Below are 23332 nucleotides of genomic sequence, written 5' to 3'. Positions count from 1 at the left end.
TTATTGGTAATAAATTTAAAGCGCCGAAAACACTACCATCAGCACGGGCGAGACAATATTAATAATAAAGCCAAAACTAATCGCCAGCGGCACGACTTTCAATCCGCCTGATTGCTGAATAATTGGTAAGGTAAAATCCAAACTAGTCGCACCGCCAAGACCGACCGCTGCTGATGGATATTTACGCATAAAGACGGGAATAAATAATAACGCAAAAAACTCACGTACCAAGTCATTAAACAACGCCACACTACCCCAAACAGCGCCATACGCATCGGTCATCACAATCGCTGATAGTGAATACCAACCAAATCCTGATGATAACGCCAAGCCTTGAGTCCATGACACATCAGTGAATAGCAGCGCAAATACAAGCCCGCCCACTAATACTGATAGCGTGAAGATGACGCTCATCTCGACACCGCGTCTATTCAACATGACTTCCTTGAGTGTAATACCTGAACCCTTTAACCCAATACCGACCAGTAAAATTAATATCATGAGCAACACTGTCATGGTGTTTTCAGGAGGCATGTAATCCGTAGGTAAAAGATAGCCAATGACCATACCGATCGCCACACAAACCACTTGTGCCAAGCTGCCACGAATACTGACGCGATGCTCTTTTGATTTTACGCTCGGTTTTTTGGCGTGCCATGGACGTATATGGTCAAAGAACATGAGGGCGAATAAACCCGTCCCAACCGTCAAGACAGATAATACAGTGACGTATAGCGTGATTTCGCCAACTTGACTGCCTAAGCCTTCGACTTGTGATAGCTCAATACCAATGAGTGCTAGGATGATAAACACCAAGTAAGACAAGCCTTTATCTGCAAACTTGGTCATGGTTGGGTGAGAGGGGATGGCAAAGCCAATAAACATTGGCATTAATACCAGAACAAGGGTAATTAGGCTTTGCATGGTAATTAGCTCGCAGCATTTTTAACAAGGCATTTTCAAGAAGCTGAAGATTGTAACATATTGAGCAACAATGTAGACATGCGCGCCATAGAGTAATGCTCACGGCCCAGTTCATTGGTAAACTGATAATCAAGTTCATTGGCAAATCGATAATATAGTAGGAACAAGTATTTACCTTACCAACATTTGTTGCTACATTAAAGTATTGAAAGTACTTGGCTAATATCATGTCGCTATATCGCCTTAAATCTCAATTTCAAGATCAGCTGCGACCGTTGAGTAATACGCTGGTAAAACAAGGAATTACCGCCAATCAAGTCACGGTATCAGCGGTATTGTTGAGTGCTGGTACGGCTTATGTGGTTGCCAAGCCAGCCATTGAGCAGCAAACGCTATGGCTTGTATTGCCTTCATCGTTGTTCGTTCGTATGGCACTCAATGCCATTGACGGTATGATGGCACGTGAACATGGGCAAGCTTCAAGGCTTGGCGCGATACTTAATGAGATGGGCGATATCATCGCAGATACGGCATTATTAGCCAGTCTTACGCCGCATATTTCTGATAAAAAACCAGGCAAATTACCCGTCAGCCAGCACTATGTTAGCAGTCTAATTACGCTTAGTCTTTCTACGGAGCTGCTAGCCATAGTGAGTAATACAGCTTTAGGCGTTCGAGCCAACCAAGGACCTTTGGGCAAAAGCGATCGGGCTTTTCTATTGGGTGTATTGGGGACGTTTATGGGTGTCAAAATACCGTTATCGTTCTCTTATATGAGAATCGCCCAGCTGGTCGTATTGACAGAGATGCTGTTATTAAAAACATGTTTCAATCGACTGCGTTACATGGCCGATTTATACTTGATGCGTCAGCCGCCAGCGCTCAGATCAGAAAGTACTGCATCAATAGAAAGTTTACCTTTTAGACGTATTTGTGCTGACAGTTATCATGATAATTTTAATCAATCTACTACGTCATCTGTTGATACTTTTTTGCCAAATTCTTTTACTATTAAAGCGTGCCCATTGGAGTCCAAGACAATGCCAACCACCTCTATAAATCATCAAGCAGCAACAGAGCAGGTTGCAGATAAACTGAGTTCGCCTGCATCCAAAATTATAAATGGTGAAAATTGCTACAACGCCTATGACGGTACGGCAATCTATTATCGCTATTGGCTGACTATGCCGTTAGCCGATATTAAGACGCAGTTAGAAATAAAAGAAGCAACGCAAACAGCTACGAGAACGTTACGCCAAGTCATTTTATTACACCGTGGTCATGAGCATTCGGGACGACTGGCAGAGCTTGGCGTGCAGTTTGCTGCCGCTGGCTATCAAGTATTTGCTTGGGATGCACGCGGTAATGGACGCTCAGGCGGTATCAAGGATCATGCCGAAAGTGTCACCGAGCTTGAGCGTGATTTAAACGATTTTGTGCAACTGGTCATGGCACAAACGGGCATTACTATCGAAGATACCTTGATTGTCGCCAGCAGTATTGGTGCGGTATTAGCAGCAGCATGGGTGCATGACTATGCGCCCAATATTCGCGGTATGATATTGGGCACGCCCGCCTTAAGTATTCGCTTGTATATGCCATTTGCAATACCGTCGCTCAAGGTGGCGCGTGCGCTTGGTGTGATGTCACGTGTCAGTAGTTACGTCAAAGCGCAGGTATTGACCCATGATAAAGCCGCGCAGCAAGCCTACAATGCAGATCCGCTGATATCGAGCAGTATCTCGACCGATTTACTGATCGACACGCATGCCACAGGGCAGCGTTTGCTCGATGATGCTGGCGCAATCACCGTACCGACGTTTGTATTATGTGCAGGCAAAGATTACGTGGTGGATAAGCAGTCGGAGCGTGATTTTTATGAGGCGATTAATACCACGACTAAACGCTGGCAATTGTATCCAGATAGCTATCATGCCCTCTTTCACGAGACCAATAAGGCAGATATCTTTGCCGACTGTATTGACTTTGCTGAGCAAGTATTTAGTACGCCAGTAACCGCGCCTGATTTAAGTGCCGCTCATCTGAATAGTGCCAGTAAAGACAAAGTAGATCGTTTGGCGATTAAGCCATTCAATCCAAGCTTTGCGATGACTCGTTTTGCTATGCAAAAATTTGGTCATGTGAGCGATGCGATTGCAACGGGGCTTGAGCATGGGTTTGATTCTGGTCACTCGCTTGATCATGTTTATTACAATCAGCCGAGTGGTCAGAATAAGTTTGGTCGCGTGGTCGATAAATTTTATTTGAGTAATATCGGTTGGCAAGGTATTCGCATCCGACGTGAGCATATATTAGAGCTGGCACGTGAGGCGCTGGCAGATATTAACATTATCCATCAGACAGATGCTGATGTATACCAACCAAAATTGCTAGATATCGCTAGTGGGCATGGCTTTTATGCGTTTGATTTATTGACAGAGTTTACAGACTTACATGCTGAGCTACGGGATTATGAGTCGCATAATATCCAAGCACTGCAAGCTAAGGCGGCGCGGTTAGAGATGACCAATCGAGTCATCACGTGTCAAAAAGATGCGTTTGATATGGTGAGCTATCAGCGTGTCGACAAAAACAAGAACGTTAAAGAAACCTCATTGCAAAATACAGGTTTTGATATCGCTATTGCCTCTGGGGTGTTTGAATTATTCTCTGACAATGCGCTACCAGCGACTGCTTTGGCAGGTATTTATAAGAGTTTAAAATCTCATGGTTATTTAATTTATACCAATCAGCCGTGGCATCCTGAACAAGAATTTATCAGTAAAACCTTAAACAATCATCGTGGCAGCAGTTGGGTCATGCGCTGTCGCTCGCAAGCCGAGATGGATCAATTGGTCGAGCGCGCAGGGTTCAAAAAAGTGGCGATGCGTATCGATCGTTTTGGTATCTTTACCGTGTCATTAGCGATTAAAACAGCATCAACCAATGATGAGTGATAACCGTACAAAGCCTTATGAGCGTGTGCAGCTTTTTTCTGGAGGCGGCTCGCGTTTTGGTTATTATTTGGGGAGTTATGCCGCTTTAGTTGAGCATGGACTTAGACCAGATTTGATCATTGGAACTTGCGGCGGCAGTCTGTCTGCTTATTTGGTACAGCTTGCTCCTGACCCTAATGACTTGCAGCAACTGATGTGTAGCCATGAGTTGTATCGTGTTATCACTGCGATTCGGCACGTCACGCCAAATGAAGCAACGAGACGTTTAAAAATACGCTATATAACCCACGCCCTTAAACGTTGGCATTTATCAAAGCAAAAGTCTCATAGACGAAGGTATCAGCAGACAGACAACTATGAGCGACTATTAGATGAATTGCAGCAGTTGGCGATGTTTCGTATTGATAATGAAGCGCAATGGCTTGATGAATTATCCCAGTTTTCTGCTAGCAAAAATGACCCTGATAAATCCGGTGGTGATATCAATAACATAACCCCTGAAATCGCCATTATCGCTAGCCGCCTGTATCAAACGTCTGCCTCTGATAATCCCTCTGATGAAAAGCTAACGCTACAAGAGGTACTATTTGCGCCGCCGAGTTTGGCAACATCGGCAATAGACTTAGCTGATGAAATAATGATATCACCTGCTCATGCATTTGCTGATGGACGCATACATGAGTCTGTTAAAGTTTTGAGCCAGTGGGATTTTGCAGCAGCGGTTCGTGCTTCGCTGGCAGATATGTATTATCTACCGCCCACTTATATTAAGGAGCTTGGCTGGTGTTTGGGCGGGGTGATTAATCTCACGCCCATTGAGCTTGCGTGCCAGCTGGCAGAAACGGTATTTGCAGAGACTAAAGCAGGTTATGATTCATGGCTTGCTGCTCCTGCGATTCAGCGCGTTTTTGGTTTTAACCCGAATGAACGTTTGGCACAAGTGCATGGTTATGACTTAACACAACCGTTATCAATGACTGATTCTGCTAAAAATAATCATCAAATGAATCAAATACATTGGTTACCGTTTGCAGATAATGCCCAGCAATTAGTCGGTCAAAATGTACAAAAGCGTTTTAACCTAAAGCAAATGATGGTTGAATTGATACATAGCGATTATGATGGCTTTGTGCAGCAAATGCAGGCGCAATGGCAATATGGCTATCAGCGTACGGCTGACTATATTAAGCAGCAAGGTTTATGACTAAAAACCTAGGGCAGTTTGAATTCAATAATCATAGCCAAAACTCCAATTATCAAAATATAGCACCGCACATTATTGTTGTTGGCGGCACGAGTGGTCTTGGTTTAGCCTTGGCATTACATCATCGACAGCTTGGCTGGCAAGTCAGCGTCGTTGGAAGTAGCGCTGCTAAGATAGAGTATATCAATAGCCAATATGCTAGTATCCATACTTATGCCTGTGATTTAACGGATAGTGTTCAAACACAAAAGTTATTGGATAAGTTGTCAGAGACAAACTTTCAAAGAGTGATTTATAGCGCTGGTAGCTACTTAAATGAGCGTATTCATCATCTAAACCAAGTAGACAGTGATAAAATATTAGCAGTCAATTTGCAAGCGTTCGAGCAGGTTTTTAGATGGGCCAGTGAGTGCTTAAAAATTCAGAGTCAATCATCAGATTTTGCCAAGGATGATAGGCCAATCCTTATTTGCATTGCTTCTATCGCCGGCACCATTGATTATCCTTATGGCAGTCTCTACGCCAAAAGCAAACGCGCGATGATTACCACTGCCAGTGCCTATCGATTGGCACTTGCGCCTTATGATATACAAGTAAACTGTATTGCCTCAGGCTATATTGATACCCAAGCACTGCGTGATTTGAATAATGGCGATGCCAGCCATAAGCCATTTATCATGAGCACGCAAACGGCCATTGCCCATATCATGCAAGCGATTGAAGAAGATGTTGAGCTGGCGATATTTCCACGCTCTATGCGCTATATTACCCGAGTGCTAAACCATTTACCCAAGCCATTATTGAATTTGATTTTACGCAATAAGCTCGACAAAAAGAATTAATTTTACGCTTTCACCAGACCCTAACCGAGCAGCCAATATAATAGGGTAAATAACGGCACACCAATGAGTAAACTATCTACTCGGTCTAATACACCGCCATGTCCAGCGATTAAGGTACCGGTGTCTTTTACACCGTACTGACGTTTGAATGCGGACTCTAATAAATCTCCAGCGATACCACTCACCGCCAAACCGTAGGCTGCCAGCAAACACAGCCACCAGCTAAAAGGTGTGAGCCAAACACCTAAAAATGTGGCCAATATAGCCGCGGAAAAACTCCCGAAAACAGCGCCTTCAATGCTTTTGTTTGGACTAATAATTGGGGCGAGACCACGTTTAAACAGTTTGCGGCCAAGTAATCGCCCACATAAATATTGGGAAATGTCATTGAACTGGCTAGCAAATAGCACAAATAATAGAACACCATATTGCTCGCGCTGCCACGTCAATTGTTGTAATGCAATCAGGCTAATAGTGAGTAAAACAAAGGCACTACTAAAGAGTAGATCCAGCAAATTTAGACGGCTATACGAGTTGATAGACTCTACAGGTTTCTCATGGGATACCGTCTCTGGTTGTAGTCCACGCGCTTGGAGCTTGAGAATAAGACGTGATTTGCTGTTTATACACCACAAACGTCTGATCTCAAAAATACCACGCCATCCAATAAGCATAAAAAACGCAATAAGCAGCCACTGATAAGGGTGATGTTGAGCGTGCGGACTGTTATTGTCCAGCTTGGCAACGACGTAGCAAATAAACAGCGCCGCTAGCATAAACCACCAAGACCGTGCGATGAGATATATTTTTGGCATGCGAGTGCGTAGATGAGGTATGGCCAGCATTCCCCAAACCAAACTGACGACCATCATGAGTCCGATAACAAACCATATATCAGTAGCCATATTCTTAGTACTTTGAAGTAGATAAAAGACAAGCATTTTCTGCTTTATAAGTGGCTAGATTAGCAATGCTTAATCGCTATAGTCAGTCCTCGATAAAAGAGGCGCAAATGTTATTACGCACCACTGGGACAAATTTTTCTTGCTTGCTGGGCCGTTGCTGCCAGAGGCTACGTAAAATTTATTCCAGTAGCACTGTAGCCACTTTATAGTGGATCGACTATATTAGATATTGACCGCTGTTTTGACTATTCTAGCGCCTGAATAAGTGATTATAGGCTGAATTAAGCAACTAATGTTATCTTCTTGACTGTCTAATAATGGCTCAATCACGCTTATTTGAGGGTTTGACGCCAAATTTGGATAATCTTTTCTATGGTGGCCGCCGCGACTTTCAATACGTTGATAAGCCGACTGAATAATGAGTGTCGCTAATTGTAGTTGCCGCGCTAACTGAAAACTGGCTAATTGATTCGAGCTCATAGCACTGTTCTCATTATTTATATTGCAATGATTGGCTTTATAATTAGCTGTCTGTCGTTGCCATCGCTCAATTTTTATCAGTGCTTGTTTTAATTGCTCAGCATAACGCGTGATACCCATGTTATTGGTCATTAATACTTTGAGCTGGGCAGTTATTTCCATAAACTCATTATCAGTGTTTAGCTCATCTTGCAGGGCGTTATGCTCATAAGTGTCGAGTGCAGCCAAAGGGGTGGCAGATAATGTAACGGGCTGGGTTTCTTTCAGTATTGGCGGTATCCAAACATCAAAGGCTGATTGGGGAGGATTTTTATAATACGAAAGGGTATTGAGTTCAGTGAGTGCTTCTAAATAGCGTGGCAAATCAGTGGCAATATTGCGACCAATGACCACGCACTCTAATAAAGAATTACTTGCCAAGCGGTTGGCACCATGTAAGCCAGTGTAGGCGACTTCACCAGCCGCATAAAGCCCTGCCACATCGGTTAAACCATCGGCAGATGTAACCACGCCGCCACAGCTGTAATGAGCTGTCGGGGCCACTGGAATAGGCTCAATGGTCATATCAATACCAAGCGTTAACAAGGTTTGATAAATCTGCGGGAAATGCGTTTTTATAAATGTCGCTGGCAAGTGACTGACATCAAGATGGACATAGCTAAGACCATTATTATGGATTTGCTCTGCGATGGCACGAGCGACGATATCTCGCGGTGCAAGTTCAGCTCGCGCGTCGATATCTAGCATAAAGCGTGTGCCTGTCTGCGGACAGTACAATCGGCCACCTTCACCGCGCAGCGCTTCGGATATCAAAAAGCTGCTATCGCTAAGCGCCAAACCTGTCGGATGAAACTGTATAAACTCTAGATTTGCTAAGCGGCAACCTGCTTGCCATGCTATCATCACCCCGTCGCCGACACAGACATTGGGCGCGCTGGCTCGCTTAAATAATTGTCCTAAACCGCCACTGGCCAGTACGACGGCACGACTGCGAAAGGTAAGTTGACGCTGATTTTTATGATCGAAAACAAGCGCGCCATGGCAATACTTAGCATCATAACCAGCATGAACACCAGCGTCAGTAACGTTTAAAGAGCCACTATCATTGAATGGTGACGTTAGTAAATCCAGCGCCTCATGGTAGGGCAGGATAGTGATGTTATTTGCAGCGTGGGCTTTTACGCTCAACGCTTCCATGATGTGCCGACCCGTTGCATCATCAGCATGTGCCACTCGTCTACAACCATGACCGCCTTCTTTGGTCAAATGCAGGTCATCAGTGTTCAACTCAACTAGTGGTTTTTGCTGACTGTAATGCTGAGGCATTTGGGTAAAAGGCACACCTTGCGCACATAGCCATTCGATGGCTTGCTGACCAGCGCTTAGAATGCGGGCGGTGTTATCAGCATCACACAATCCTGCGCCAGCGACCAGCGTATCAGCAATATGGTTAGCGATAGAATCGTTTTTATCCAAGCTTGCGGCGATACCGCCTTGCGCATAGTGACTGGAGCAAACCTCAAGCGCCGCTTTGCTCAATACCGTGATGTTTAGCGATTTTGGCAAAGATAGTGCCGTGCTTAAGCCTGCAAGCCCAGCACCGATGATTAGGACGTCCGTTTCTGCCCTATCATCAGCGATATGTCCTTTTTTATTTGCCTTAAATGCCTCGTTCATATTAGGCGGCTCCGACATTGGCAAACAGCGCACGGTCTTTAACGATGTCACCACTAGCGGCCACTCGTTGTTTTTGTGATTCGGCAAAATCAAGCATACGTTGTAAGGGTTTTTTGGCTGCTACTGCCAGCTCAGGTGTCATCAGCACTTCACCGCTCTTATCGGTTAAGCACTGCTCAATACCTTGCAAACCATTCATTGCCATCCATGGACAAAATGCACAGCTTTTGCAACTGGCGCTTTCTCCAGCCGTTGGCGCTGCCAAAAAGCGTTTAGATGGTGAGCGTTTTTGCATTTCATGTAAGATACCTAAGTCGGTTGCGACGATGAAAGTATCGGCGTCCATCTCATAAGTTGATTGCAGCAGTTTACTAGTCGAGCCAACCACGTCTGCAAGCGCAACGACACTATCGGGAGATTCAGGATGTACCAACACTTTTGCGTTTGGATATTCCTGCTTTAATTGAGTCAGCTCTGTGGCTTTAAACTCATTATGTACGAGGCATGAGCCTTGCCAGAGCAACATATCTGCACCCGTCTCACGCGCGATGTATTTACCCAAATGACGGTCAGGCCCCCAAATAATAGGCTCGCCTTGTGCATGTAAATGATGAACGATGTCGATACCGACGGAGGATGTCACTACCCAATCAGCCCTCGCTTTCACGGCGGCACTGGTATTGGCGTAGACCACGACGGTGCGCTCTGGATGAGCATCACAAAATGCGGAAAACGCATCAGCAGGACAACCCAAATCAAGCGAGCATTCCGCTTCCAAATCTGGCATAAGCACTGTCTTTTCCATACTCAATATCTTTGCTGATTCGCCCATGAAACGCACGCCAGCAACGACCAATGTTTGCGCGCTATGCGCTTGACCAAAGCGCGCCATTTCAAGCGAATCACCGACGCAGCCACCCGTTGCTAACGCCAAATCCTGAATAAAAGGATCGACATAGTAATGGGCGACCAGTACAGCGTTGTTGTCCTTTAATAATTGTTTGATATTTTCTTCGACAGCGATGCGTTCTGTACGTGGCAAATCTGCTGGTATTTTGGCTTTGGCATAGTCGATATCCATTTGAGTCACAATGCGATTGTCATTGCTCATCTTGGGTGCGTCATACGGATAAATTTTCATAAGGGTAACCTTTGGTGCAGTAACGACAAATGACATGCCGTTAAAAGTCGGTCAATTAAATAGGACTCAGAATAAACTGTCTTAATTATGCTCATTTTGAGCATAAAAACAAGTATTTTTTAAGTTCTCTATCTCAAGCACTAAAGCTAAAGTAGAATTTCTCTTCTTTTCTTTTGAATATTACCTCTCACTTTTCATCTGTCATCTGTCATCTGTCATCTGTCATTTTCGGATGCCATCTCTCACTTGATGTGATTACAACGTCAGACTATGATAGTTTTGGATTCAAGTTATACTAAGCCACGCTATACTGAGTAATGCTATCAGTAGCAAGTTTCATTGTTTATTGTTCATCCATTGCATTTTTAAAAATAAAGGATAATTCCTAAACTCATGACGTTGTCTTATTCACATGCGCATCCGCAAGGTAGTGGCACGACAGAAGTGGTCGCGGTACTCATTGCCATTACAGAAAATACCGCTCGGGTATTAACTGTCGATCAAGGTAAGTTATTGCCCAATGGCCCACTCATGCCATTACATCGGTCATTACAAGCAGGTGTTCGTCAATGGGTTGAGGAGCAAACGCAGCAGCCGCTTGGTTATTTAGAGCAGCTTTATACCTTTGTCGATACCAATAGGCGTAACGTCGATGGTCATGCATTGGTTTATGTGAGCTATCTAGGATTGGTACAAGAAACGCAAACGCCGCAACTACAAAGTCAGGCGCTATGGCGCGATTGGTACGACTATTTTCCTTGGGAAAATCATTTGAATGGTCGGCCCACTATCATTATGGATTTTATTGTGCCTGCTTTGTTGGACTGGGCCAATACGGCAAAAGATACGACGGCTCAGCAGCGCCGGCGACAGCGTATCGGTTTATGCTGGGGTTTAAGTGAGTCATTTCTAGCAGAAGGCGACATTAAGATTGTAGGTATTGGTAATGAGTCAGCTAACGATCCAGTTTATGAAAGCAGAGAGTGGGTCGCGGAGCATGTGTTACTGCGCTATGAAATGCTTTACGAAGCGGGGCTGATACCTGAAGCGCCGACTTATCCGCCGACTTATCAGCCTAGTTATCAAGCCAATATTTCATCGGTAGATTGGTCACAGCTGATAGGAATACCGATGTATTATGATCATCGCCGTGTCATTGCGACTGCAATCTCAAGGCTGCGTGCCAAGATCGAATATCGACCGCTTATTTTTGGCTTGATGCCAGACGTATTTACTTTATCGCAATTACAGCAAAGCGTTGAAGCCCTGTCGGGGACACGTTTGCACAAACAGAATTTTCGCCGTCTGCTTGAGTCGCAACATTTAGTGACCGAGACAGGAGAGAGTAGTAGCGCTCAACGTGGTCGTCCCGCCAAGCTCTATAGCTTTCGTCATGATATTGAACTACAAAGCCTGTTGATGGACAGCAAGTTGCCTAAACGCAAATAATGAATAAGGAAAATTTATCCTAACCGCACATAATTATTTATGAATATTGAGTACTCTAACCTCTCGATTTTATATTGAACTGAATATAGCAGAAATATAAATAATTATCCTTTCTTGCGAGACCGTTAATTTTACGCTATATTTATGCTCATTTTGAGTTTAATTAAATAAACTTTATGTGAATAATGGGCTTATATAGAGGTTAAAAATGACAATCAAAAAACAACCAGCATTGGATGACGTATTGCTTAGACCATTGGTTGAAAATGCACTAACCGAAGATTTGGGCAGACGCGGCGATATCACGTCCCAAGCGACTATTCCAGCTGATAGGCAAGCCGCGCTACAGATCACAGCGCGGCAGGGAGGCGTGATATGCGGGATGGATTTAGCACGTTTGGCTTTTGCTTTGATTGATGAAAAAATTGAATTTATCGCGCAAGTCAGTGATGGTGAAAGGGTTGTTGCTGGTGCCGTTTTGGCGATGGTTCGTGGTAATGCACGTCACTTGCTGACAGCAGAACGTACGGCACTTAATTTTATGACGCATTTGAGTGGTATTGCCACCGCGACTCAGCAGATCGTCGATAGTGTCGCGGCATATCCTGTGCAAATCACCTGTACGCGCAAGACCATTCCAGGCTTGCGTATCGTACAAAAATACGCGGTACGCTGCGGTGGCGGACGCAATCATCGATTGGGACTAGATGATGCGATTTTAATCAAAGACAATCATATTGCCATCGCTGGTGATATAAAAACCGCCATTCAACAAGCTCAAGACTTTGCTGGCCATTTGATTGCAATTGAGGTCGAAGTCGATACGTTAGCGCAGCTAGAGCAGGCGCTCGATGCTGGTGTGAGTTTGGTGTTGTTGGATAATATGGCACCCGAAATATTGTCACAAGCAGTGGCAATGTGCAAAGGTCGCGCCAAGACTGAAGCGTCGGGTGGTATTACACCTGCAACAGTACAAGCCGTCGCAAAGACAGGTATTGATTTCATTGCGATGGGATATTTGACGCATAGCACCACTGCGTTAGATATTGGCTTGGATTTTAGCGCATAAACTTTAGCGCATCAGTCGCGTCGATATTTTTACGACAAAACTCATAGTGAATCCTAAATGAAATAAGGTCAAATATTATCACGCGCTACTATTATCCCAGTAACACTGTGTTTGTTTCATAGCGGATTGACTATATCACTTGGGGCGCGATCTGCTAAATGCGCGACTGGGCAACTTATCAAAAGCGACAATTGATATTGAGGCGTTAGAAGGACATGGGAGAAGGAGCATTAGATAGGAAGCATTAAGCAAAGTTAATGATTTTATTGATTTATCAGCCTATGTTACAATGCCTTTTTTAACCGCCTATTGGGACATCTATGCATCCGCTTGATGGCCTTAATTTTTGTACCTGTTGTATTAATAGACAAGCGAGCGTTCAGTGAATACTGAAATTATTAAGATAATCTTAGCTTTTATGGTGTTGATTAATCCATTTAGCGCCCTGACGTTATTTTTGGATTTGACCCGTGGTTATTCCATGAATAATCGACGTAAAGTTGCGCGCGTTGCTTGCCTGACGATCTTTATTACCATTAGCTTTTTCACCGTAGCAGGTGAGACACTACTCAAAGTACTGGGTATCTCAATTGGTTCGTTTCAGTTGGCAGGCGGTATATTGGTATTCTTGATTGCCCTGAATATGATGAATGGCGAAGGCAACCCCGTTAAGCCTGACCAAGAAAATTTTGATACTGATCATGTGCAAGATGCGCCGCCATCAATGGCAGCAGCTGTGGTTCCACTTGCTATTCCGATGATGATTGGTCCTGGCGGCATCTCAACCGTTATCATTTACTCTTCGCAAGTGTCTGGTATTTTGCAGGTAACGGCCATTTTGATTGCGGGTTTATTTATCAGTTTCTTTTGTTATGTGGCATTGATGGCAGCAGGTCGTATCAGTCGCTTATTGGGTGATACTGGGCTGAACATTATGAGCCGAATTATGGGTATGCTATTGGCAGCCGTTTCTATCGAAATTATCGTTAATGGGCTACGGACTTTATTTCCTAGTCTAATGTAAAAACCTTTTTGAACTTGATCTTTGTTAAACTCAAAAAACGTAAAAAATATTATAAATAGTAAAAGTATCAGATTTTAAAAAGCCAAACACATTTATCTCATGTGTTTGGCTTTTTTTATTCGTTAGAGCTGTATTTATTATTTATCGTCAAAACACTCTGAGAATACTACGGTACTGCTGCTATCAATTTTTCTTGCTAGCTGCTATCACAGAGGCTGCACAAAATTCATTCCGGTAGCGCTGTGTTCTTTTTATAAGGCATCAACTATAGATGCTGCAAAAAATTGATAGCAACGGTGCGTGATATATCGATATTACTTTTCACTGACTATAGCTTATTATTGTTTCTGCCTTCATAGCCGCTTTCTAACTTTGATACAAATGCCAAGCCAAGTACAGCATCAATAATCCGACTAAGGCATCGAGTATATTCCACGCTTTTGGTTTTGCAAATAATGGCCTAAGTAATCGCGCGCCATAACCCAATGCAAAAAAGAAAAAGAAAGACGCGCTGACTGCCCCAAACGCAAATGTGAGCTTACTGCTAGCGCCTGTTGAAACCATGCCGACGAGCACCAATGTATCTAAATAGACGTGGGGGTTGAGCCAAGTAAAGCCAAAGCATAATAATAAGGCTTTTTTTAAGCTGGTCACGACCTGTCCATCGATGTTAAGCGAATGTGATAGGCGCACACTGGCATATAAGCTCTGTAATCCATAGCCCAGCAAGAATATCACACCAGCGAACTTGGCAATGTCTACCACTTGTGGATAGCGCGCTGTTACCGCGCCAAAACCGCCGACGCCCGCAGAGATCAGAAGCGCATCACTCACGGCGCAAAAAAGACACACCAAAAATATGTGCTCGCGTTTGAGACCTTGTTTGAGCACAAAAGCGTTTTGTGAGCCGATCGCGATAATGAGCGATAGCCCCAGTAAAAATCCAGAAATGTAGTCTTGCGCATTCATAACGGTGTGCTTAGTATGTTGAAGAATAGGATTGTTGACATTTTGCTTACTGGCAGCGCCAAAAAAAACTGTTAAGATACGCTATTGAATGACTATATGCAATATGAGCACGAGGTGAGTGCATTGAACGAGAGGCAAGGTAGGTCATGGTGGTAAGTTTGGCAAGAATGCTACAGTCATTTGGGCAAGCTCAAGATGACTTGCCAACGCTAGCAGCTAAAAATGCTCAAGAGATGAGTACGAGTCAAAAAGCTGATGGCGATGATGGCAGCAATCGAGCAGGTAGTGAACCCTCCACGCTTACTCCGCCTGAGCGTGCGGATCGTATTTGTGATGCACTAGCGCAAGTGAACGATGTTCGCTCGTCAACGCCATTGACCGATCGCTATTTGTCCAATCGTGCCCAAATGCTCCCGACCAATAGACCGCCTTTTGACCCAGATACCTTATGGTATCTCAAACATGGACGCTGCCCGATTATGACTGAGCTCATTGATGTGGTTGATGAGGCCACCCTAAATGCTATGCCGATAGAAGCCGTCGCGATACTAGACAGAATTAACGGCAAGCTAAAGCGCTACCGTGAGTGGAGTAGTGAGCTTAATGAACAGCAACAACAGCATAATGAGCGCCAATTTGTCATCGATAAGCTCGTGACTGAAAGTATCCCTGAAGCACTGCATCATTATGAGCAGCTGCAACGCTTTAGTCCACATCGTACGAAGAATAATGTAGTGCAAGGCAAAATGACGGCAGGCGATATGCTGACCGATTTGTTCTTAGAGATTGACTATGAGCTTGATGAGTTATTAGATGAGCTGCATCAAACAGTGATGAATCGTCTGGCCTCAACGCACCGTTATGTCAAAAGCCGTACACAAATCTAGGGCGTGTCCTTATTTTAAAAATGCTCATAAAAACGATCTATCAAAAATGCTCGCTTTAATATTAGGGCTGTGAGCAATAAGTGGTTAGTAATCATAAAAGGACAATCTGATGACCCAAGTTACCGCGATGTTAGTGATGCTTGTTTTATATGGGGTACTACCAGCCGCTGGGTTATATCTGGGTTATCGCGGCATAAAAAAAGTGACTGCGCCCAAAATGCTTGAATATAAAGCGATGCCGCAATTGGGTTACATTCCCGAAAAAAGCTTGCCAGAAGAAGTCAAAACCGCACTTGCCCAAATCAATCAAAAAGGTGAGAAGCTACGGGTCATCTATGGTGACACCAATAATGATGGAAAAATTGATGATAAGGATACGGTTAACGAAACTTATATCATGATTCAAAATCTAATGGACACACACGTACCCCAAGCAGTGGCTGATTATCGCCGCTTGAATGACTTAGATGGCGCTCGTGCGGATACGACGAAAATTAAGCATTCTAATGTGACTGGTAGAGAGGCGTTATTAGAGGTGCTCAAAACGATTAATACTCAGTTTGATGACTTACTTAGCGCCTCCTATCATCAGGATGGCCAAAAACTGCTGGTGACCAATAGATATCTACAAACGCGTTTTGATAATCCAGAAACGAGCGCAAGTGTTCCATCTTTAAACCATAATGAAGAAATCATTAAGTCTACTGAAGAGGCCAGCAATAAAACTCCAAAAACTGAAAATATTCAATTGTGAGTAATGACAATACGTATTAAGTGGTAAGGCGGATAATTGAGCAATAGATGGTGAGCTTATATGAGTATATTGATAGGCATTGGAATTGTGACGACGATTGCCACTTTTTATTTGGGTAGAAAAGGCTGGCAAGCTTTTCATAAAGTGGTTGGCATCTCCCCAGGTGTACTCACGTATCAAGATTATAATGCACCATTGTCGCTATCTGCGGTAAGTTGGCAACAGCTAAACTTGAATAAGAATCACCTAAAAAATCTATCAGAGAATCAATTGCGTCAATTACAACGTATTGATGAAAAGATCGATAATTATCAACTTTATCAAAAAGAGTCACAACAGCAGAATAAAACCCCTGTAATTACAGAGCAATCGTTTTTATTGAATAAGATGCTGCATACTCGACTGCCTGAAATGCTGGCCAGTTATCACCAACTAACCACGATCAATACAAACGCTAAAAATGTGAGCCATGAAAAAAAAGCGGAAGCCAGTGAGCTATTACAAAAGGTATTGAATAATATTGAGCAGCGTCTGGATAGACTATTAGAAAAAATGGAGACGCAGCATTTACAAGAATTACGAGTCATGAATGATTATATCGATAGTCACGATATAGCTGATCCACTATAAAAAAACACAGTGCTACTGCGATAAATTTTGCGCTGCCTCCCTATGAATAGATAAAAAAATGTATAAAAAAGCTGCCAATGATGATTTATCAAGGGTTACGAAACAGCTAAATAAAATATATCTAATTATACTTATTTCTATCTATGATAGATAAATTGTATTGTAAGATAGAGTTGGGGATATGGGAAAGCTTGTTAGTATTGGAGCGGCATCTAAGCATTTCGGAGTTGCTCAATCAACATTAAGGCGTTGGGATGAGGATGGCACGTTGGTTGCTAAAAGGACGGAAAACGGTCATAGACGTTATGATTTAAGTGAAATCAGACCGCATCCTTTAAATACGTCACCCAAATTAGACAGAAAAACCATTGCTTATGCTCGTGTTTCAAGTAATGACCAAAAAGATGACTTACTTCGCCAAGCTCAGGTTTTAGAACTTTACTGCGCCAAGCAAGGTTGGGTTTTTGAAACCATAACCGATCTTGGTAGTGGTATGAACTATAAGAAAAAAGGCTTACAGACTTTACTGAATGATATTCTCGATAACAAGATTGAACGATTGGTCATCACCCACAAGGACAGATTATTACGCTTTGGTGCCGAGCTTGTCTTTATGATATGTGAAGCGCGTGATGTTGAGGTCGTTATCATCAATCAAGGCGAGGAACTTAGTTTTGAGCAAGAATTAGCCCAAGATGTATTAGAGATTATCACCGTATTTTCAGCAAGACTATACGGCTCTCGCAGTAAGAAAAATCAAAAACTAATAGAGGCGGTTAAACAAGCATTATGATCCGTGGCCACATCATTGAACTCAAACCAAACAACGTACAGGCAAATCACTTTGCTCGTGCTTGTGGCGTGGCGAGAAAAGCTTATAACTGGGCTTTGCATGAGTGGCAACGGCAATATAGTGATGACAAGGCATACCGTGATGCATGTTTAGAGTCTGGTATCGATATTGACACCCAAAAGCTAAACAGACCCTCACAGGCGAAGCTCAGACGCGAATTGAACGCCATTAAGCGTGACGTTTTCCCTTATATGCTAGAAGTCAGCAAATGCGCCCCGCAGCTTGCGATCATGCAGCTGGGTGATGCTTATGGCAACTTCTTTAAAGGGTTGGCGAAATACCCCGCAGCTCGTAAAAAAGGACGTGACGATAGGTTTAGCTTATCTAATGACCAATTTGCCATTAAAGGTAAGTCCATTCGAATCCCAAATTTAGGCTGGGTTCGCATGAAAGAGTTACTACGATTTGAGGGTAAAATCATGTCAGCCACCATCTCTAAACGTGGCGGTAAGTGGTTTGTCAGCGTAGCCGTTGAGATTAACGATGCCGCTAAAAATATTATCAAAACAGGCAAAAGCGTGGGGATTGATCTTGGCATTACCGATTTATTGGTTTTATCAGACGGCAGCAAAATAAAAGCACTCAAACCGCTTAAAGCAAACCTTAAGAAATTGAGAACCCTCAATAAAAACCTAAGTCGCACCAAGAAAGGCAGCAAAAACAGAGAAAAAGCGAAAACCAAGCTCTCTTGTTTGCACTACAAAATCAGGTGTATTAGGCAGGATTCTCTTCATCAGATCACATCAAAGCTGGTTAAAACGTTCGATGCGTTGGCGATTGAGGATTTGAATGTTAAAGGCATGGTTAAGAACCGCCGATTGTCACGCGCCATCAGTGATTTGGGTTTCTTTGAGTTTAAGCGTCAGCTTATCTACAAGGCCAATGAGCAAGGAAAAGTTGTGAAGTCAGTTGGCAGATTCTACCCAAGCTCAAAAACCTGCTCAAGTTGTGGTCATGTTCTTGGTAAAGGTGAGTTGACGTTGAAAATGCGGGAGTGGATCTGTCCTGTATGTCAGGTTCTACATAACCGCGATCTCAATGCCAGCATCAATATTTTAAATAATGCGACGGCTATTTTAACGGCCGCATAACCCTGTTTTATTGGACGGTGAGTTCCATCGCCAATTAAAAAAGTCTGTGGAGTCGTGGTCAGTCTAAGTCTCAAACGAGAGGTAGCACGTGACAATGAAGCAGAAAGAAAATGTTAAACCTAACCAATAGTTAATATTGATTAGGGTTGAGTAAGATTTTTGGAACGGTAATATATCAACGGCATATATAGAATTTGGTACATATTTCTACAGATATTTTCTATAGATTCGCTCGTAGATGTTATTCTTAAGAGCGATTTTTTAGTACTACCGTCGCAAACTTGGATCCACATTATCGTCATCACTGCATTCGTCATAATTTATAAAAATAGGGCTTAAAAAAAGATGGATACCTTAAATATCCTGTACCTTGTAGGGGCATTGTTAATTTTCGCCAGTATCATGGCAAGTACGTTATCAGCGCGTTTGGGCGTTCCGTTATTGCTGTTGTTTTTAATCGTAGGGATGCTGGCGGGCGAAGACGGTATTTTAGGTATCGAGTTTTCCCAATATGGTATTGCTAATTTTGTCGGGCAGGCAGCGCTGGCCTGTATCTTGTTGGATGGTGGTCTACGTACCTCATTCAAGTCATTTCGAGTGGGGCTTAAGCCTGCAATCACCTTGGCGACTTGGGGCGTACTTGCGACAGTAATGATATTGGGCGCATTTGTCACTTGGTTACTTGATGTCGATTGGCGCTTTGGTCTATTGATGGCGGCTATCGTGGGTTCGACCGATGCAGCAGCCGTGTTTTCTTTACTACGTAATGGCGGCGTTAAGCTGAATGATCGCGTCCAAGCCACACTTGAATTAGAGTCTGGTGCCAACGATCCCTTGGCGATTTTATTAGTCACGGGTTTGATTGCCTTAAATGTTGATCCCGCTGGTCAGACCGTATTGGGTTTTTTAGGATTGCTATTACAGCAGCTCGGCTTCGGCTTAGGTATGGGTTTGCTGTTTGGTTATTTATTGTCAAGGTTATTACCCAAGCTACGTTTGGCAGAAGGCATGTATGCCATCTTGATAATGTCGGCGGGCTTGGCTGTCTTTGCTGCGACCAATCTGATTGGCGGAAGTGGGTTTTTGGCGATTTATCTCACTGGTGTGCTGATTGGGAATCATAAAGTACGCTCGACTGAGCATGTCATGCGGGTGATGGACAGCTTTGCTTGGTTGTCACAAGCCGTATTATTCGTGGTACTGGGGTTATTAGTCACGCCATCACATGTCCTTGATGTCTGGTATTATTCAGTCGCCATTGCCGCCTTTATGATTTTGGTTGCCCGTCCGATCGCCGTCTATACCAGCGTTAAACCCTTTAAATTTAAAGACAGAGAGATTGGTTTTATTTCTTGGGTCGGCTTGCGCGGTGCAGTGCCTATTACGCTTGCGATACTACCCGTCATGGCAGGAATAGATGGCGCTTTCATGTTGTTTGACATTGCTTTTGGTGTGGTGGTTTTGTCGCTGATTTTGCAAGGAACGACCATTCCTTTTATGGCAGATTTATTCAAAGTGCGTATTCCTAATAATAAAGATCCAGAAGAAAAGAATGAGGTTTGGGTATCAGACAAAGCCAGTATTACTTTATATCAGTTTCAAGTAAAGGCTGGCGCGTTTGCAATTGGTCGTCATCCGAAAGACATTTCTAATCGCGTCAATCCTGATCAAATTGGTGTTTTTGCCTTGGTGCGTGGGCAGCAGATTGTGATTGTAGATGATAATACTAGGCTGAAATTTTGGGACAGTGTTTGGTATGCCATGCGCGGCGATCATGCCAGCCAGATTGCTAAAATATTTAACGATACGACATTGGATCGCAAAGCCATTGATGATTTTTATGGTGATTGGCTGCTTTCACCTAGTGTCAAACTTGGCGATTTGCCATTCTTTACGGGTGTCATGGAATCAGAGACACTGGTAGACTGCCTGAACTCTAAATCTGAAGGCGGTGCAAAAACCATGTGGGATCAAACCGTCGCGGAATATGTCAAAGAAAGCTTAGATATGGCGCCAGTATCGGGTGATACTGTGGCGATAAGTGAAGAGTGGTCATTGATCATCAAAGAAGTTGATGACAAAGGGGCGCTCAGAACCATTGGCTTAAAGCGTCAGGAGCTGACCATATAGTCAATTCTAAATAAACTAAGGTCAAATATTATCACGCGCTACTGGTATAAATTTTTATTACTTGCCCTGCCGTTGCTGCCAGAGTTGGCGCAAAACTCATTCCAATAGCACTATATTTTTTATAGTGGATCGACTATAGCAGTATGATTTATAGCAATATTAGTCATAACACTAATGAATGTTAATAGTGAATAAAGATGACCGCGCTTGATACTAGTTTAATTTAGAACAAACTTTAGCAAATACGTCATGCCAAAAACCCTTTATAGTCCACTTAACGCTATAAAGGGTTTTTGATTTAACGATCATTATAAAGGTGCATTACTACCACATTAAATCATCTGGAATCACATAAGCGGCGTAAGGATCATCTTCTGCCAACACTTCTTCTGACGCGTTATTAGACACGACCATAAATCCTTCCATCTTCGTATCTATACGATCGGCTAACGGACGAGGAAGTAGCGCATAACCTTCTTCTAATCGCGCGATGACCACATGACCGACCACGATTTGATCATATAGCTTTTGAGTAATAGCGATTTTTTTGACCTTAGAATCATCTACAAACTGATAGCTGACCTCTCCGCTGGTGTCCATGATCTGGTGCTGCTTAATCATTTGCACAATATTGGCTTTGAGCATCTTCTCTTCTAAAACCCGTTGTTTTTCTTGATTGAGCTTTTGATCTTTCTCCAGCTTTTTGGCTTGAGCGTCTGCTAATGCTTTTTTTGCTTCGATACTTTCTGAGTCACCAGTACGCTTGGCATGCTGAGTCTGCTTGCTGATTTTTTTGGCTTTTTTGCTATCCACCAATCCCGCTTTTAATAACTGAGCCTGTAGGGCATTTTTTGCCATAGTTCCATCACCTAAATAACGATACGTAAATCATAAATTATAAAAATACATTGTAGCAAACTTTGCTAGCGCATGTTATCAGCAGAATATAAGACGTCACTGATAAGGCAAACTTACACTAGCAGAAAGTCTCTTTAGTTAGGGTGATATCAAGTTTAATAGGACGATATAATCGTCAATACATCACTGGATGAAGTCGCGAAAATTGGTTACTATTAAGTCAACGAACAAATGTCTTTTATGGCGTGTTTAGGAGATACTTGCCACTAGAGAGCATGGCTTGCTTATGTATTAAGGGTTGTATAAAGAGCGACATAGGATTAAATAACCAAATTTAAGGATGAATTATGACAACATCACAGCACATTTTGGCCTGTATTGACGGCTCGGCAGTGACTGAATCGATTTGTGACTATGCCGCGTGGTATGCCAGTAAGCTAAACTTACCAGTGGGATTGATGCATGTTAGTGACGTTCCTGTGTCCTTCAGACGCGACTTATCGGGTGCGATAGGCATTAACAGTCGACAGTTTTTATTAGAAGAGCTGACCCAACTGGACGAACAAAGAGCGAAAGTCGTAAACAGCTATAGCAATGCCTTGGTGCAAGACGCAAAAAGTCATATTCAAGATAAATTTGGTCACATCGATATCCGTATATATCAACGTCACGGCAAATTATTACCTGCTATTGAGCACTTTAAAGCAGACAATCGTGCCATTGTCATGGGACGACGCGGAGAAGACCATAAAAACAGTCGCATCAATATCGGCAGTCAAATCGAAACGGTTGCGCGTGCATCAGACGTTCCTATATTAATTTGTTCAGAGGCGTTCAAAGAACCAAGCTCATATATGATCGCTTTTGATGGTAGCAAAACCGCGATTAAAGCCGTATGGCTGGTTGCAAGAAGCCCTGTTTTAAATGGCATGAAAGGCCATATCGTCATGATAAATAATCAAAACGACGCAGCTAAGCAAAGCTTAAGTGCGGCAGCCGCGCAATTAGAAGCGGCTGGTTTCAATATAGCTGCTCATCATTTATCAGCCGCTGACGCTGTCAATGGATTATTAGAATTTCAGTTAGAAAACAACATTGATGTAATGGTGGTGGGTGCTTATGGTCATTCTAAGTTGCAGCAACTGTTTTTGGGTAGCACCACGACAGAAATTATCGCCAGCACATTATCACCGGTGATTTTGGTACGTTAAAGCTTTGGTTTTATAAATTGTATAAATAACAGATATAGTGGTTAGTTAATTTGGGACAAACTCTCAATTCTTTTGCTTAACTTAGCATCTGCTTTTTGATCTATGTGTTCTATTTCGATAGACCGCAAAAAATCCCTTAAGTGACACGATAAACTATTGATTATCATCGCATCGCTTGAAGGATTATTAAGAAACAGCCATATATAGTCAGTCTTTTATAAATAAGATACAATGCTTTTAAAATAAGCGAAGTAGCAGAAGAATCCATGACCTATTC

The 23332-nt window shown here is 43.1% G+C and carries 19 protein-coding genes; 13 read left to right on the top strand and 6 right to left on the bottom strand.

All coding sequences use genetic code 11. From position 1 onward, the window contains the following. Positions 1-15 precede the first annotated feature (15 nt). Positions 16-924, bottom strand: coding sequence for a lysine exporter LysO family protein (locus JMX48_RS12560; RefSeq protein ID WP_201538323.1), 909 nt, complete (start codon positions 922-924; stop codon positions 16-18). 227 nt (positions 925-1151) lie between these two features. On the opposite strand from JMX48_RS12560, the gene JMX48_RS12555 reads away from it, so the two are divergent. The 3 genes from JMX48_RS12555 to JMX48_RS12545 are packed head-to-tail and all read left to right on the top strand — an operon-like array spanning position 1152 to position 5927. Then, positions 1152-3881: an alpha/beta fold hydrolase gene (locus JMX48_RS12555; protein WP_227688014.1), complete on the top strand. Its 2730-nt coding sequence runs from the start codon at positions 1152-1154 to the stop codon at positions 3879-3881. Continuing rightward, positions 3871-5085 (top strand): patatin-like phospholipase family protein, encoded by a 1215-nt coding sequence (locus JMX48_RS12550; RefSeq protein ID WP_201538319.1) that lies wholly within the window; start codon positions 3871-3873, stop codon positions 5083-5085. Before JMX48_RS12555 ends, JMX48_RS12550 begins: the two co-directional genes overlap by 11 nt. Next, positions 5082-5927: an SDR family NAD(P)-dependent oxidoreductase gene (locus JMX48_RS12545; RefSeq protein WP_201538317.1), complete on the top strand. Its 846-nt coding sequence runs from the start codon at positions 5082-5084 to the stop codon at positions 5925-5927. The genes JMX48_RS12550 and JMX48_RS12545 overlap by 4 nt, the downstream gene beginning before the upstream one ends. A gap of 20 nt (positions 5928-5947) precedes the next feature. On the opposite strand, the gene JMX48_RS12540 is transcribed toward JMX48_RS12545, so the two are convergent. The 3 genes from JMX48_RS12540 to nadA all read right to left on the bottom strand — a co-directional run bounded on the left by JMX48_RS12540 (position 5948) and on the right by nadA (position 10130). After that, positions 5948-6832 carry a phosphatidate cytidylyltransferase gene (locus tag JMX48_RS12540; RefSeq protein WP_201538315.1) on the bottom strand — a complete coding sequence of 295 codons (885 nt, stop codon included), beginning with the start codon at positions 6830-6832 and terminating at the stop codon, positions 5948-5950. A gap of 222 nt (positions 6833-7054) precedes the next feature. Further along, positions 7055-8989 (bottom strand): L-aspartate oxidase, encoded by a 1935-nt coding sequence (gene nadB / locus JMX48_RS12535; protein ID WP_201538313.1) that lies wholly within the window; start codon positions 8987-8989, stop codon positions 7055-7057. Between the two features lies 1 nt (position 8990). Beyond that, positions 8991-10130 (bottom strand): quinolinate synthase NadA, encoded by a 1140-nt coding sequence (nadA, locus tag JMX48_RS12530; protein ID WP_201538311.1) that lies wholly within the window; start codon positions 10128-10130, stop codon positions 8991-8993. A gap of 393 nt (positions 10131-10523) precedes the next feature. Here nadA and JMX48_RS12525 point away from each other — a divergent pair, with 393 nt between their 5' ends. The 3 genes from JMX48_RS12525 (at position 10524) to JMX48_RS12515 (ending at position 13672) form a co-directional block, all read left to right on the top strand. Next, positions 10524-11579, top strand: a complete 1056-nt coding sequence (locus JMX48_RS12525) for an NUDIX hydrolase (RefSeq protein WP_201538309.1) — start codon at positions 10524-10526, stop codon at positions 11577-11579. Between the two features lie 208 nt (positions 11580-11787). Next, positions 11788-12648 carry a carboxylating nicotinate-nucleotide diphosphorylase gene (gene nadC / locus JMX48_RS12520; RefSeq protein ID WP_201538307.1) on the top strand — a complete coding sequence of 287 codons (861 nt, stop codon included), beginning with the start codon at positions 11788-11790 and terminating at the stop codon, positions 12646-12648. A 382-nt stretch (positions 12649-13030) separates the two neighbouring features. After that, the gene (locus tag JMX48_RS12515) at positions 13031-13672 is read left to right on the top strand and encodes a MarC family protein (RefSeq protein ID WP_201538305.1); all 642 of its coding nucleotides are present in this window, start codon (positions 13031-13033) and stop codon (positions 13670-13672) included. Positions 13673-14038: 366 nt separating this feature from the next. On the opposite strand, the gene JMX48_RS12510 is transcribed toward JMX48_RS12515, so the two are convergent. After that, positions 14039-14641 carry a LysE/ArgO family amino acid transporter gene (locus JMX48_RS12510; protein ID WP_201538303.1) on the bottom strand — a complete coding sequence of 201 codons (603 nt, stop codon included), beginning with the start codon at positions 14639-14641 and terminating at the stop codon, positions 14039-14041. Between the two features lie 167 nt (positions 14642-14808). On the opposite strand from JMX48_RS12510, the gene JMX48_RS12505 reads away from it, so the two are divergent. From JMX48_RS12505 to JMX48_RS12480, 6 genes are all read left to right on the top strand, one after another. Then, the gene (locus tag JMX48_RS12505) at positions 14809-15528 is read left to right on the top strand and encodes a hypothetical protein (RefSeq protein ID WP_201538341.1); all 720 of its coding nucleotides are present in this window, start codon (positions 14809-14811) and stop codon (positions 15526-15528) included. Between the two features lie 109 nt (positions 15529-15637). Further along, on the top strand, positions 15638-16282 hold the full coding sequence (locus JMX48_RS12500) for a hypothetical protein (protein ID WP_227688013.1): 645 nt from the start codon (positions 15638-15640) through the stop codon (positions 16280-16282). Positions 16283-16342: 60 nt separating this feature from the next. Then, entirely contained in the window at positions 16343-16912 is a 570-nt protein-coding gene (locus JMX48_RS12495; RefSeq protein WP_201538301.1) for a hypothetical protein, read from the top strand. Between the two features lie 181 nt (positions 16913-17093). After that, positions 17094-17705, top strand: a complete 612-nt coding sequence (locus JMX48_RS12490; protein ID WP_201538299.1) for an IS607 family transposase — start codon at positions 17094-17096, stop codon at positions 17703-17705. Beyond that, positions 17702-18856, top strand: a complete 1155-nt coding sequence (locus JMX48_RS12485) for an RNA-guided endonuclease InsQ/TnpB family protein (RefSeq protein WP_201538297.1) — start codon at positions 17702-17704, stop codon at positions 18854-18856. The genes JMX48_RS12490 and JMX48_RS12485 overlap by 4 nt, the downstream gene beginning before the upstream one ends. A 345-nt stretch (positions 18857-19201) precedes the next feature. Continuing rightward, complete coding sequence (locus JMX48_RS12480; protein ID WP_201538295.1) at positions 19202-20986, top strand: potassium/proton antiporter; 1785 nt, start codon at positions 19202-19204, stop codon at positions 20984-20986. 324 nt (positions 20987-21310) lie between these two features. Here the strand turns inward: JMX48_RS12480 and JMX48_RS12475 are convergent, their stop codons facing one another. Continuing rightward, positions 21311-21844: a DUF2058 domain-containing protein gene (locus tag JMX48_RS12475; RefSeq protein ID WP_201538293.1), complete on the bottom strand. Its 534-nt coding sequence runs from the start codon at positions 21842-21844 to the stop codon at positions 21311-21313. 347 nt (positions 21845-22191) lie between these two features. On the opposite strand from JMX48_RS12475, the gene JMX48_RS12470 reads away from it, so the two are divergent. Then, a complete protein-coding gene (locus JMX48_RS12470) occupies positions 22192-23055 on the top strand; it encodes a universal stress protein (RefSeq protein WP_201538291.1) in 864 nt (287 codons plus the stop codon). Positions 23056-23332: the final 277 nt, after the last annotated feature.

The organism is Psychrobacter immobilis, from assembly GCF_904846225.1.
GTDB classification, from domain to species: domain Bacteria; phylum Pseudomonadota; class Gammaproteobacteria; order Pseudomonadales; family Moraxellaceae; genus Psychrobacter; species Psychrobacter immobilis_F.
This window is presented reverse-complemented; position numbering and strand designations above follow the sequence as displayed.